Origin of the sequence: Pandoraea iniqua, from assembly GCF_902459685.1 — a bacterium.
GTDB classification, from domain to species: Bacteria; Pseudomonadota; Gammaproteobacteria; order Burkholderiales; family Burkholderiaceae; genus Pandoraea; species Pandoraea iniqua.
Genome location: NZ_CABPSF010000010.1, coordinates 50,456 through 62,786, shown reverse-complemented (window position 1 = coordinate 62,786; position 12,331 = coordinate 50,456). Strand labels below are relative to the sequence as shown.

Genomic DNA, 12,331 nt, shown 5'->3' with positions numbered 1-12,331 from the left:
CCTCTTTCGAGTGACGAGTGTTGCGGGTTTTGATACCCGCGTTACGTGTTGAGTTCGCAGATTACCGGCGGCGCGTTGTAACAAACTGTTGCCTGACGGGTCTGCCGGCCGCATCCCGCATGGCGCAACGCGGCGAGGAGGTAGTGCGACGGGACACGCGCGAACGCGTGTCCCTCATAAGATCAACGACGGAACGGCAGACCACCCGGCACCATCGTGCCCGGCAGCGGCGAGCCTTGCGGCGACCCCGGTTCGGCCGATGCACCCGACGCCGGTGCCGGCATCGGCTGCGCACCCGCGCCAGCCGCCGCGCCTGCGGCACCCGTACCGGCGGCACCAGCAGCACCGGCGGCACCGTCTTCCTCTTCGTAGTTCGGCAGCGGGGCACTCCCCGATGCGCCGCCGCTGATCAAATACTTGCGGCGTGCCAGATAGGCATCACGCGTGAACGAATACGGATCGAGCGCTGCGGCTTCGAGCAGGTTCGACGCGTCGAGCAGGTTGGCCCGCGTGTTCACCAGACGTACGCCATACAGCGAATAGCTCACCCAATCCGGCTTGATATAGGACGTCGGATCAAGGTACAGATTGGCCGCCATCCCGGCCGTATCGCGCACCGTGCTCGGGCCGAGCAGCGGCAGCACCAGATACGGGCCGTCAGGCACGCCCCACTTGCCGAGCGTCACGCCAAAGTCTTGGCTGTGCTTGGGCAAGCCGGCCGGCGTTGCAAAGTCGAACAGACCACCCACGCCCCACAACGTATTGATCGTGAGGCGCATCAGATCCTGTACGGCCGCCGTGATCTGCAATTGCAGCAGGTTGTTGGCGAAGTTGTACACGTCGCCCACGTTCGAGAAGAAGTTCGTGACCATGTCGCGCCCGGGCTGCGGCACGATAAATTGGTAGCCCTTGGCCACCGGGGTCATGACAGCCTTGTCGAGCTTGTCGTTGAACGTGAACATCGAACGGTTGAACCCTTCGATGGGGTCGGTCGGCGTGGGGTTCGTTACAGTGGCGCAACCGGCCAGCGTCAAGGCGCCGACGGCCAGCACTGCCGAAGTACGGAAGCGGGTCATTTCTCTTATTTTCCTTGGTTAGCCGTTGCCCCTTGTCCCGGCGCGGCAGCCGGTGCAGGCGCTGCCGACGCGCCGCCCGGTTGGGCTCCGCCAGCATCCGCCGCCTTGTTATACAGGAACTGGCCGATCAGGTTTTCCAACACAATTGCGGACTGCGTGAGCGTGATCGTATCACCGGCTTTCAACATTTGATCGTCACCCCCGGGTTCGAGCCCGATGTACTGCTCGCCGAGCAGGCCGGAGGTCAGGATCTTCGCCGACGAATCTTTCGGGAACTGGTACTGCGAATCGATGTTGAGCGTGACGCTGGCCAGATAGCGTTTGTCGTCGAACTGAATCGACGACACGCGCCCGACCACCACGCCCGCGCTCTTGACGGCGGCGCGCGGCTTGAGCCCGCCGATATTGTCGAAGCGCACGGTCACCGGGTACGTACTCGAGAACGACAGCGAGCTCATGTTACCCGCCTTGAGTGCGAGAAACAGCAGTGCCACGAAGCCGAGAACCACGAACAGGCCGACCCAGAAGTCGAGAGGGTGTTTTTTCATTGTGTCAGTGTGCGCAATCTGTCTGTAGTTGTCTTAGGCGGGATCGCCTGACGGTTAGCTGAACATCAGGGCCGTGAGCAGGAAGTCGAGCGCCAGCACGGCCAGCGACGCCTGCACCACCGTGCGTGTCGTCGCGCGCGAAACGCCCTCGGGCGTCGGCTGCGCTTCGAACCCCTGATACAGCGCGATAAAAGTTACGGCAATGCCGAACACGACGCTCTTGACCACGCCGTTGGCGACATCCGCCCAGACGTCGACGCCGCCCTGCATTTGCGACCAGAACGCGCCGCTGTCGACACCGATCATCTGCACGCCGACCAGATAGCCGCCGAAGATGCCGACCGCCGAGAAGATCGCCGCCAGAATCGGCATGGCGATCACGCCCGCCCAGAACCGCGGCGCAACGACGCGCGCGATCGGATCGATCGCCATCATCTCCATCGCCGTCAGTTGCTCGCCGGCTTTCATCAGGCCGATTTCGGCGGTGAGCGACGTGCCCGCACGCCCGGCAAACAGCAGCGCCGTGACGACCGGGCCAAGCTCACGCACGAGCGACAGCGCGACGAGCAGGCCGAGGGCCTGCTCCGAACCATACTTGTTTAGCGTGTAATAGCCTTGCAGACCCAGCACAAAGCCGACGAACAGGCCCGAGACCGCAATGATCACGAACGAGTAGTTGCCGACGAAGTGGATCTGATCGGTCACCAAACGCGGGCGGCGCAGCAGCGCACCGCTGGAGCTCAGCATACGCAGGAACAGACGCGCGCCGTAACCCAGACGCTCGACATGCCCGCGGACAAAACTGCCGATTGCCGTGATCATGCGCGGCCTCCGATGCCGAAATCTTCCGCGAGCGGCAATGCGGGGTACTGAAACTTCACCGGGCCGTCCGGCTGCGCGTCGATGAACTGGCGCACGGTCGGGTCCTGCGAAGCCCGCAACTCGTCGGGCGTTCCCTCCGCGCCGATGCGGCCGTCGGTAATGAAATAAATGTAGTCGGCGATAGCGAAAGTCTCGGAAACATCGTGCGACACAATGATCGACGTGGCGCCCAAGGCATCGTTGAGCTTGCGAATCAGGTTCGCCGTGATGCCCATCGAGATCGGGTCGAGACCGGTGAACGGCTCGTCGTACATGACGAGGTCCGGATCGAGCGCAATCGTACGCGCCAGCGCCACACGGCGCGCCATGCCGCCCGAAATCTCGGCCGGTTTCATGTCGCGCGCCCCGCGCAGCCCCACCGCGTTGAGCTTCATGAGGACCAGATCGCGAATCATCTCTTCATCGAGACGCGTATGTTCACGCAGCGGAAACGCCACATTGTCGAACACCGTCATGTCAGTAAAGAGCGCGCCAAACTGGAACAGCATGCCCATGCGGCGCCGCAACTTGTACCAACCGTCACGGTCCAGCGATGCCACATCGGTGCCATCGAAATCGACAACGCCACGGCTGGCATGCACGAGGCCGCCGATCAGGCGCAGGACCGTGGTCTTCCCACAGCCGGAGCCGCCCATGACCGCAATGACCTTGCCGCGCGGAAACCGCATGTTCAGCCCAGAAAGGACGAGACGTTCGCCATAACCGAAGCTAACGTCGCGCAATTCGAGCAGATTTTCCGTATTCGGGATAGGCACGTTTCGGGTCTTATAGTGCGGCGCAAAACGCCAATTATAGGGGGGAATGCTGATCGATGCCGTCCACGGGGAGGCTGTGACAGGCAGCATTGGCACTTGCCCGCGGGATTTTACAGGCGGGCGGCCGGCACCGCAGAACCCCGTTCCGACGTGCGTAACGAGGAAAAACGTAACCCGGGCAAGGACTTAGGGCGGGTTTGACCGGCGCGACTGTTGCGCCGTTGCTACAATATGCCGTTTTGGGCAATAAACCATTGATTGTTATGCAGTCTTCACCGGTCAACCCTGACGCCAGCGTGCTCGTTCCGCCGACGCGATTTCAGACGCGTCCGATGCGCCGTGCCGACCTTCCCGAGGTGTTGGTGGTGCAGGCACAGGCCTATGGCGACGTGATGCTGGAATCGGAAGCCACGCTGGGCTCGCGGCTGGCGCTGTCGCCCGCTACCTGCTGGGTTGCCGTGGATGAGGCAGCTGTGGTGGCCGGCTATCTGTTCACGCACCCGTGGCAACTCGCGGCCCCGCCACCGCTCGATACGGTACTGGACGCCCTGCCCGACGCGCCCGACTGCTGGTACGTCCACGATATGGCGCTCGCCCCTCGCACACGGGGCGCGGGCGTAGCCGCCCGCTTGTACGACGCCGCGCTGACCTCGGCACAGACACTGGGTCTTGCCGCCTCCGCACTCGTTGCAGTGCAGCAATCGCAAGGCTTTTGGGCGCGTTTCGGCTATGTGGCGGCCGCCGAGGTCTCACCGCTGATCGCGGCGAAGCTGGCCGGTTACGGCGACGGCGCGGTGTTCATGACGCGCACGCTGTAATTCAGAGGCGTGGCAGTGCAAGGCGCGTCGTCACGACCCTCACTGCCCTCACTACCCGCCTCCCCGGCATCATCCCCGCTTCGCAAATTCCGCTTGCATGCCCTTAACCGCGGCGGCCACGTCGGCGGCCTCGGTCACAGCACGCACGACGGCCGTACATCCCACCCCGGTCTCGAGGACCTGCGGCAGGTTCTGCGCGTCGATGCCGCCGATGGCAACCAGCGGATAGTGCGGCGAAATCAGCGCCACGTAGCGCGCGAGCTTGGCCAAGCCTTGCGGCGCGGTGGCAATGACCTTGGTCGTCGTCGGGAACACCGCCCCCACGGCCAGATAGCTCGGGCGGAAATGGTGAGCCGCGAGAATCTCGTAATAGCCGTGCGTGCTGATGCCCAGTCGCATGCCGCTCGCGTGCAGCGTTTCGACTTCATCGGCGGAAAGCGCCGCCATGTCCTCCTGCCCCAGATGCACCCCGTAAGCGTTTGCCTGCGCCGCTTCGCGCCAATGGTCATTGATGAACCATGCGCTGTCGTGTGTCACACGCTTGCCGGCGGCGACCGTGCGGGCGATCTCCGACGTCAGCGCGGGGTGGGCCGGGTCCTTGACACGAAGCTGCACGGTGCCGACCTGAAGGTCAGCCATGCGCTCGCACCAACTGGCATCGGGGAGTACCGGGTACAGCCCCAGCCGTGCGGGACACGCGGGAAATTCCCCGGGACTCGGCACCTGCCCCACCACTTCAGGGAACGTCGCCAGCACCGTCGGCCAGTCACCCAGCGCACCGGCGTCTTCCGCGCGTGCGTGGCTACCGTCGGTACGCCACGCGCGGCCTAGCACGAGCGCATCGTGCGGCGCAAAGCCACAGTCGAGAAACGCAGCGAACGCGGGGAAAAACGCGGGATCGTCCACACCGGCCACGCGATAGATTTCGCCGTCCGCATACAACGTGTCTTCGACGCCGCCACGCGGCAACGCACGTGAACACAGCACGACGGCACCGGCCGCACGCCACACGTCGATCTGCACCGAAGTGCCGGTATCCAGTGCACCCTGCGGCGTCAGCGGCCACCAGAACACGTCACCCTTGGCGAAACCGCCCGGCGGCACCTGCGCGTGCAGGCGCCATTGCGCGGTGGTGCGCGCATCGGGCCACGGCGCGAGACGGGCGCGAATCGCGGCTGCGGCCTGTTGCCAAGCCTGCGCGAGCGGCGCGTCGGCCGGCAGGCACTGCACGTGAAACAAGGCATCGACATGCCCTGAACCGCCGGACATCGGTACCGCCGCGCGGGCAGACATCGTCATGAGTAATCCTTGCTGTGCCAGAACGGCACACCGACCACCGGCGTGCTGGCCTCGGCACTCTCGCGCTCGGCCATCGGCCCGGCAAGCCACGCGCTGCGACCGGCCTTGATGGCGGAAGCAAACGCACCGGCCATTTCCACCGGTTGTGCCGCCAGCGCCACGGCGGTGTTGAGCAGCACGCCGTCGAAACCCCATTCCATCACCTGACACGCATGCGACGGCAAACCGAGGCCCGCATCGACGATGAGCGGCGTGTCGGGCAGGCGATCGCGCAGCAGACGCAGGCCATACGGATTGATTACACCCTTGCCGGTGCCGATCGGCGCGCCCCACGGCATCAGCGCCTGACAACCCACGTCGAGCAGGCGGCGGCACAGCACCAGATCTTCGGTGCAATACGGCAGCACCTTGAAGCCGTCGCGAATCAGTTGTTCAGCCGCCGTGACGAGACCGAACGGGTCGGGCTGCAACGTGTAATCGTCACCGATGAGTTCGAGCTTGATCCAGTCGGTCTCGAACACTTCACGCGCCATTTGCGCCGTGGTCACGGCTTCCTGCACGGAATGGCAGCCTGCCGTATTGGGCAGCACGGGCACGGCGAGACGCCGCAGCGTGTCCCAGAAATGGCTTTCGGACACCTGAGCGCCGGTGCCCGAGAGCTGGCGGCGCAACGCCACGGTCACCATGCCGGGGCGCGCGGTATCGATGGAATCGTTCAGCGCCTGCAACGACGGGTAGCGCGCGGTGCCGAGCAAAAAGCGGCTGCCGAAGCGGGTGTCATAGAGGGTCAGCGCGTCGCGCGCGCTGCCTGCGGCCACGTTGGCCGATTCGGTAATTGCGTTCATTTCAGCCTCCGGCGACCGGTTGCACCACATCGACTTTGTCGCCCTGCACGAGTTGGCGCGCGGCGTATTGCGTCTTGGGCACGAACTGCCCGTTCACGGCGGCCGCAAAGGGCGGCTTCGCACCGTAAGCGGCGAGTGCTTCGGCGAGCGTTGCGGCATCGGCCACGCTCAGCGTCTGTTGATTGATCTGGATATCCATTGCGTACCGTTCCCTCTCAAGCCCGGCGGAACAGGTCCGGCCACGGCCGGCTTGCTCGCCACGTCTCCCAATCGAGCGCATCTCCCACTGCCGTCGGCGCGCCCTTCGTTTGCATCAATGCCTGCGCCAGTGCGCACGCTTCGCCGGTCACCGCCGGCGCCAGCAGATAGCCGTGCCGGTAGAGGCCATTCACGCGCAACAGCCGCGCACCGTCCCACTGCACGCGCGGCAGATGATCGGGCAGCGCTGGGCGGCAGTTGACGTTCAACTCGACGATGCGCGCTTCACCAAACGCGGGGTTCAGCGAATGCGCCGCCGAGAGCAATTCGAGCGCCGAGCGCACGGTCATCGGCGACATGTCTTCGGATTCAAGCTCGGTCGCGCCGATCACATAAAGATCGTTCTCTTTGGGCGCGATGTAGATCGGATAGCGCGGATGCAGCAATCGCACCGGGCGGCGCAGGCCGATCCCCGGCGCGTGAATGCGCACCACTTCACCGCGCACACCGCGAAGCTGCGTGAGCGCCGCGCGCGCACCCAGACCGCGACAGTCGATGACGAGTCCGGCGTCGGGGTAATCCCCTTCGGCAATTTCGGTGTTCCAGTGCAATTCGGCACCGGCTTTTGCCAGCCCTGCGGCGAGTGCCCGCAGCAACTGGCGGTTATCGAGCTGGCCCTCGTTGGGCAGCAGCCAGCCTTCCTGAAAGCGTCCGGCGAGGGCGGGCTCGACTTCGGCGAGCGATTTCGCCCCTTGGCCGTCGAGGCGTTCTACACCACCACGCAGCAACTCAGGCGGGGCGTTGGCGCGCATGCGGCGGTCGAACATGACGGCTTCGGCGCGGTCGGGCTGGTGCCACACGACGAGCGTGCCGTTGCGTTGGAAAAACACGTGTTCGGGAAGTCCGTCGATCAGCCCGGGCCAGCGCTCCAGCCCGACAGCGCCCATTTCGACGATGCTCGGCTCGGCCACGGCCGCTTCGGCCAGCGGTGCGAGCATGGCGGCGGCCACCCAACCGGCGGCGGACGAGCCATCGGCATCGCCGCGCTCATAAAGCGCGACGCGCGCGCCGGCGCGAATCAGTTGCCACGCGACGAGGCGGCCAGACAGCCCCCCGCCGAGCACGGCAACGTCGGGACGTGAAGTCGTGGCGCTCATACGCGCACGCCCGCACAAGCCATCACGGCGTGCAGGCACTCAGGGCAATGCGAAGGAATTTGCGGAAGGTAACGCATGGGGTCCTTTCCTCATGAAAGCAAAAGGACGAAACGGTGCCAGGCACCTTACCCCACTGGAGGAGTCGGAAACTTCCCACGCCGGTATTACCCGGGTCGGGTGCAAAGGGTCTCTCTCAGCCCCGCGATCGTCACGCATGGTCTACACCCGCGTTCGATACGGAGCACCCCTGTTTCGCCCGCAGCCATTACAACATAGATGCCGACGCCCGTGCAAGCTGGCTTCCCGGGTGGGTAGACGCTCGACGCGTCTCGTTTTTTGACGTTTTTCCCGGGCGTTGTAACAGCGCGTAAACTGAATTTCGGCGTGACGCGAGCCCTGGGCCGGGAATCGTGCAACACACTGAGGAAGACGACGGTCAAACGAACCGTCGGGTATCAGTGACGCCGTCGGGCGTCATCGGGTATTCGATCCGGAACACGGGCAGCCGCGCGTCTCCGGGCACTCCCCATAACACGTTGCACCACTGCGGCAACGCCGCCAGACGATCATGGCCCACACGCCGACGCCACCCACGCCACCCACGTCCGACGAGCCGCCGGGCGCTGCCGATCCGGCGAAACCCGCGCCAACACCCCCGAAATCTCCCACGGCATGGCAACTGATCCGGCCGTATTGGGTCTCGGAAAAGCGCTGGGAAGGACGCCGCCTGCTGCTGCTCGTGATCGCCCTGAATCTCGCGGTGGTGTTCATCAACGTGCGCCTGAACGCGTGGAATGCGCGTTTTTACGATGCGCTCGATAAACGCAACTGGCCGGTCTTCACGTCGTCGCTGATGGAGTTCGCCGTGCTGGCGTTCAGCTTCATCATCATCGCGACGTTTCGCACGTACTTCCGGCAGATGCTGGAAATCAAGTGGCGGCAATGGGTCACCGATACGAATCTGACGAAGTGGTTCACGCGTCAGGCCTATTACCGCATCGAGCGCGATCATCTGGCGGACAACCCCGACCAACGTATTTCCGAGGACATCCGCACGCTGGTGAATTCCTCGCTGGCGCTCTCGCTGGACCTGCTGACCACGCTGGTCTCGCTGTTCTCGTTCGTGACGATTCTCTGGACGATTTCGGGCGCGGTCTCGTTCGCGCTCGGCACGATGAACGTGACGGTGCCCGGCTATATGGTCTGGGTGGCCGCCCTCTATGCGGTGGTCGGCTCGTTCTTCATCTTCAAGGTCGGCCGCCCGCTCGTCGGTCTCAGCTATCGCCAACAACAAGTGGAAGCCGACTTCCGTTTTCTGCTGGTACGGCTGCGTGAAAGCTCGGAGCAGATCGCGCTGTATCGCGGCGAAGGTGCCGAGCTTTCGCGCCTGAAATCGGCCTTTGGCGCAGTGCGCGACAACTGGTGGCAGATCATGGTCGTCACCAAGCGGCTGATTTTCGCGAACTCGATTTACGGTCAGATCGCCATCGTGTTTCCGATCATGGCGGCGGCGCCCCGGTACTTCGCGGGCGCCTTCACACTCGGCGTGCTGATGCGCATCATCGACGCGTTCGGCCAAGTGAGCGACGGCTTCTCTTGGTTCGTGAACAGCTTCACGACACTGGCCGACTGGAAAGCCACGATCAACCGGTTGCGGGAATTTACACGCGTGATCGACGAACCGCCGCGCGCAGGCGGCATTGCGGTAGTCCCCGCGCAGGCCGGGGCAGCACCCGCTTTTACCGCCACCGATCTGCAACTCGCACTCCCGAACGGTTCACCGCTCGCGAACGTCGGCTCGTTTGCCTTTGCACGCGGCTCACGCTGGCTGGTGCGCGGGCGCTCGGGCTGCGGCAAGAGCACGATGCTGCGCGCGCTGGCCGGTCTGTGGCCATTCGGCAGCGGGCAGGTCGACGTGCCCGCCGACGCGCGTGTGCTGTTTCTGTCGCAGCAGAGCTATCTGCCGATCGATACGCTGGCGGCTGCGCTCGCCTTCCCGTCGCCACCGCAAACCTTTACCGATGCGCAGTACCGCGATGCGCTCGCTGCGGTAAGCCTCGGGCAGTACAGCGGCGACCTGCAAACCGTCGCGCATTGGGCGCGGCGTCTGTCCGGTGGTGAACAGCAACGCCTCGCTGCTGCCCGTGCGCTGCTTCAGAAACCCGACTTCCTCTTTCTCGACGAAGCGACCAGCGCGCTCGATGTCGAAACCGAAGAAGCCGTGTACGACGCCCTGCACGCGAATCTTCCCGACACCACGATCGTCAGCGTTGCGCATCGCGAGACACTCGTCCGCTTCCATCAGCACACGATGACGTTGCACCCTGTCGAGGAGGTTGCGCCACCGCGCGCGGTCGGGGCGGCGTAGTTTTTGTACGATCCGTTTCACCGCTGCTTTCGGCATTCGCACAACGGTATTAGCCGCGCCTTTGTTCACTTCCTAATTAATATTGACGCGGCTATTCCACGCCTCCCCCCGTTTGGCATAATCACACGCACCCTCCGCTTTATCCGGGCTCACCGTGATTACCCCTACTTCCTCGTCCGGCGGCGACGCCAGACGCACTATCGTCGTGACCGGTGCCGCCTCAGGCATCGGTGCCGCCATCGCACGACACCTCGCCGCCCCCGACACACAACTCTTGCTGCACACACGCGGCAGTTCCCCTGAGAGCCAACAGCGACTCGCCGACGTTCGCACCACGTGCGAATCGCTCGGCGCGAAGTGCGCCGTGTGGCTAGGCGATCTCTCGGATGTGTCTGCGGCGGCGCGACTGATCGACGCCGCACGCGACGCCTTCGGCCCTGTCGACCAGATCGTCAGCAACGCCGGTTTTGCCACGCGCCAAAGTTTCGCCGACATCGACGACGAGGCCTTTGCTCACGCACTGGCGGCGATGCCCGGCACCTTCGCCGCACTGCTGCGTTGCGCCCTGCCCGACTTGCAACGCTCATCGCGCGCGAGCATCGTCGCGATCAGCTCGTTCGTCGCGCATCGTATCGCCGCGAACACGACCGGATTTCCCGCGACAGCCGCCGCGAAAGCCGCCATCGAAGCGCTCGCGAAAAGCGCCGCCGCCGAGTACGCGCGCGCCGGTATTACGGTGAACTGCGTGGCACCGGGCTATACCCGCAAGGACAGCGGACATTCCGCGATGGACCCGGCGGCATGGCAACGGGCGGCCGACGCCACCCCGACCGGCCGCCTCTGCGAACCCGATGACATTGCCGCACTCGCCGCCTTCCTGCTCGGCCCGCACGCGCGGCAAATCACCGGTCAGGTGATTCACGTCGACGGCGGCCTGACGATTTAACACCGCGTCAGAACAACAACTCCGTGCGACGGCACAGGTGACTGGCGCATGCAGCACACGCACACATAACGACAAATACACGATTCACCGAGGAGTCTTCATGGCATTTTTTTCCTGGTTCAACGAACTCAACACGAAGGAACGCAAGGCCCTGTATGCGGGCTTTGGCGGCTACGCCGTCGACGCGTTCGACTTCATGATCTATTCGTTTCTGATCCCGACGCTGATCGCCGCATGGGGCATGACGAAGGGGGAAGCCGGCATGATCGCGACCAGTTCGCTGATCTCGTCGGCGGTCGGCGGATGGCTCGCCGGCATTCTCGCGGACCGCTACGGCCGCGTTCGCGTGCTGCAATGGACGATCGCCACGTTCTGCCTCTTCACGTTCCTCTCGGGCTTCACCAACTCGTTCTGGCAACTGCTCATCACGCGCACGCTGCAAGGCATCGGCTTTGGCGGGGAATGGACGGTGGTCACGATGATGATGGGCGAAATGATTCGCTCGCCCCAACATCGCGCGAAGGCAGTCGGTACGGTGCAAAGCAGCTGGTCCGTGGGCTGGGCCGCGGCAGCGTTGCTCTACTGGTTCTTCTTCGCCGTGCTCGACGAAGGCACCGCATGGCGCGCCTGCTTCTGGATCGGCATTCTGCCCGCCGTGTGGATCACCTACGTGCGCCGCAACGTGTCGGACCCGGAGATCTTCACGCAAACTCGCAAGAAGATTGCGGAAGGAAAACTGCAAAGCAACTTCACGCAAATTTTCGCGCCCGAACACCTGAAGACGACGATTCTCGGCAGCCTGCTTTGCACCGGCATGCTCGGGGGTTACTACGCGATCACGACGTGGCTGCCGACGTATCTGAAAACGGTGCGCGGTCTGTCGGTGTTCAATACGAGTGCGTATCTGATCGTGCTGATCGTCGGCTCGTTCGTGGGCTATATCGTCGGTGCGATTCTCTCGGACAAACTCGGCCGTCGCGGTGCGTTCATCTTCTTCGCCGTCGCCTCGTTCGTGCTCGGCATGGTCTACACGATGCTGCCGATCACCGATAGCGCGATGTTGTGGCTGGGCTTCCCGCTGGGCATCGTGGTGCAGGGTATTTTCGCGGGCATCGGCGCGTATCTGACCGAGTTGTACCCGAACCATATTCGCGGCTCGGGGCAGGGCTTCTGCTACAACCTCGGGCGCGGCATCGGTTCGTTTTTCCCCATCGCAGTGGGCATGCTCGCGCAAACGGGCTCGCTCGTGAAGGCCATCGGCTTCGTCGCCGGCGGCGGCTATCTGCTAGTGGTGGTCTGCGCACTGTTGCTGCCGGAGACGCGCGGCAAGGTGCTCACGACGCCGGACTTCACTCACTGATCGAGTACTGATTACGCACTGATCACGCGCTGAAATGGCAAAACGGGATGCCGGATCGTTGACGACGTTCGATCCGACA

At 64.1% G+C, this 12,331-nt stretch carries 12 protein-coding genes and 1 riboswitch; of the genes, 4 read left to right on the top strand and 8 right to left on the bottom strand.

Features of this window, described 5'->3' with window-relative positions; translation table 11 throughout:
* Positions 1–182: 182 nt before the first annotated feature.
* Genes PIN31009_RS25240 through PIN31009_RS25225 form a run of 4 tightly spaced genes read right to left on the bottom strand, consistent with a single transcriptional unit; the run spans position 183 to position 3,255 of the window.
* Entirely contained in the window at positions 183–1,076 is an 894-nt protein-coding gene (locus tag PIN31009_RS25240) for an MlaA family lipoprotein (protein ID WP_150791923.1), read from the bottom strand.
* Positions 1,077–1,081: 5 nt separating this feature from the next.
* Positions 1,082–1,624, bottom strand: a complete 543-nt coding sequence (mlaD, locus tag PIN31009_RS25235; RefSeq protein WP_150686660.1) for an outer membrane lipid asymmetry maintenance protein MlaD — start codon at positions 1,622–1,624, stop codon at positions 1,082–1,084.
* 54 nt (positions 1,625–1,678) lie between these two features.
* On the bottom strand, positions 1,679–2,446 hold the full coding sequence (gene mlaE / locus PIN31009_RS25230) for a lipid asymmetry maintenance ABC transporter permease subunit MlaE (RefSeq protein ID WP_150686661.1): 768 nt from the start codon (positions 2,444–2,446) through the stop codon (positions 1,679–1,681).
* Positions 2,443–3,255 carry an ABC transporter ATP-binding protein gene (locus tag PIN31009_RS25225; RefSeq protein ID WP_150686702.1) on the bottom strand — a complete coding sequence of 271 codons (813 nt, stop codon included), beginning with the start codon at positions 3,253–3,255 and terminating at the stop codon, positions 2,443–2,445. The genes mlaE and PIN31009_RS25225 overlap by 4 nt, the downstream gene beginning before the upstream one ends.
* A gap of 269 nt (positions 3,256–3,524) precedes the next feature.
* Here PIN31009_RS25225 and PIN31009_RS25220 point away from each other — a divergent pair, with 269 nt between their 5' ends.
* Positions 3,525–4,079 (top strand): GNAT family N-acetyltransferase, encoded by a 555-nt coding sequence (locus PIN31009_RS25220; RefSeq protein ID WP_343039046.1) that lies wholly within the window; start codon positions 3,525–3,527, stop codon positions 4,077–4,079.
* Between the two features lie 69 nt (positions 4,080–4,148).
* On the opposite strand, the gene PIN31009_RS25215 is transcribed toward PIN31009_RS25220, so the two are convergent.
* From PIN31009_RS25215 to PIN31009_RS25200, 4 genes are read right to left on the bottom strand one after another with little or no spacing between them, the layout of a single operon-like run.
* A complete protein-coding gene (locus PIN31009_RS25215; RefSeq protein WP_246185851.1) occupies positions 4,149–5,378 on the bottom strand; it encodes a thiamine phosphate synthase in 1,230 nt (409 codons plus the stop codon).
* Positions 5,375–6,223 carry a thiazole synthase gene (locus PIN31009_RS25210; protein ID WP_150686662.1) on the bottom strand — a complete coding sequence of 283 codons (849 nt, stop codon included), beginning with the start codon at positions 6,221–6,223 and terminating at the stop codon, positions 5,375–5,377. Before PIN31009_RS25210 ends, PIN31009_RS25215 begins: the two co-directional genes overlap by 4 nt.
* 1 nt (position 6,224) lies before the next feature.
* The gene (gene thiS, locus PIN31009_RS25205; protein ID WP_058376343.1) at positions 6,225–6,422 is read right to left on the bottom strand and encodes a sulfur carrier protein ThiS; all 198 of its coding nucleotides are present in this window, start codon (positions 6,420–6,422) and stop codon (positions 6,225–6,227) included.
* A gap of 16 nt (positions 6,423–6,438) precedes the next feature.
* On the bottom strand, positions 6,439–7,578 hold the full coding sequence (locus PIN31009_RS25200) for an FAD-dependent oxidoreductase (RefSeq protein ID WP_150791922.1): 1,140 nt from the start codon (positions 7,576–7,578) through the stop codon (positions 6,439–6,441).
* Positions 7,579–7,711: 133 nt separating this feature from the next.
* Positions 7,712–7,837, bottom strand: a riboswitch (TPP riboswitch).
* A 309-nt stretch (positions 7,838–8,146) separates the two neighbouring features.
* Between PIN31009_RS25200 and PIN31009_RS25195 the strand changes: the two genes are divergently transcribed.
* The 3 genes from PIN31009_RS25195 (at position 8,147) to PIN31009_RS25185 (ending at position 12,252) form a co-directional block, all read left to right on the top strand.
* Positions 8,147–9,946 (top strand): ABC transporter ATP-binding protein/permease, encoded by a 1,800-nt coding sequence (locus tag PIN31009_RS25195; protein WP_150791921.1) that lies wholly within the window; start codon positions 8,147–8,149, stop codon positions 9,944–9,946.
* 157 nt (positions 9,947–10,103) lie between these two features.
* Positions 10,104–10,892: an SDR family NAD(P)-dependent oxidoreductase gene (locus PIN31009_RS25190; RefSeq protein WP_174997402.1), complete on the top strand. Its 789-nt coding sequence runs from the start codon at positions 10,104–10,106 to the stop codon at positions 10,890–10,892.
* Between the two features lie 100 nt (positions 10,893–10,992).
* Complete coding sequence (locus tag PIN31009_RS25185; protein ID WP_150791920.1) at positions 10,993–12,252, top strand: MFS transporter; 1,260 nt, start codon at positions 10,993–10,995, stop codon at positions 12,250–12,252.
* The last annotated feature ends 79 nt before the right edge of the window (positions 12,253–12,331 follow it).

Bases quoted from the DNA above. Each gene is read 5' to 3' on its own strand.
- thiS (WP_058376343.1), bottom strand. From the start codon at position 6,422: ATGGATATCCAGATCAATCAACAGACGCTGAGCGTGGCCGATGCCGCA.
- PIN31009_RS25195 (WP_150791921.1), top strand. From the start codon at position 8,147: ATGGCCCACACGCCGACGCCACCCACGCCACCCACGTCCGACGAGCCG.
- PIN31009_RS25215 (WP_246185851.1), bottom strand. From the start codon at position 5,378: ATGACGATGTCTGCCCGCGCGGCGGTACCGATGTCCGGCGGTTCAGGG.
- mlaE (WP_150686661.1), bottom strand. From the start codon at position 2,446: ATGATCACGGCAATCGGCAGTTTTGTCCGCGGGCATGTCGAGCGTCTG.
- PIN31009_RS25210 (WP_150686662.1), bottom strand. From the start codon at position 6,223: ATGAACGCAATTACCGAATCGGCCAACGTGGCCGCAGGCAGCGCGCGC.
- PIN31009_RS25200 (WP_150791922.1), bottom strand. From the start codon at position 7,578: ATGAGCGCCACGACTTCACGTCCCGACGTTGCCGTGCTCGGCGGGGGG.
- mlaD (WP_150686660.1), bottom strand. From the start codon at position 1,624: ATGAAAAAACACCCTCTCGACTTCTGGGTCGGCCTGTTCGTGGTTCTC.
- PIN31009_RS25185 (WP_150791920.1), top strand. From the start codon at position 10,993: ATGGCATTTTTTTCCTGGTTCAACGAACTCAACACGAAGGAACGCAAG.
- PIN31009_RS25240 (WP_150791923.1), bottom strand. From the start codon at position 1,076: ATGACCCGCTTCCGTACTTCGGCAGTGCTGGCCGTCGGCGCCTTGACG.
- PIN31009_RS25220 (WP_343039046.1), top strand. From the start codon at position 3,525: ATGCAGTCTTCACCGGTCAACCCTGACGCCAGCGTGCTCGTTCCGCCG.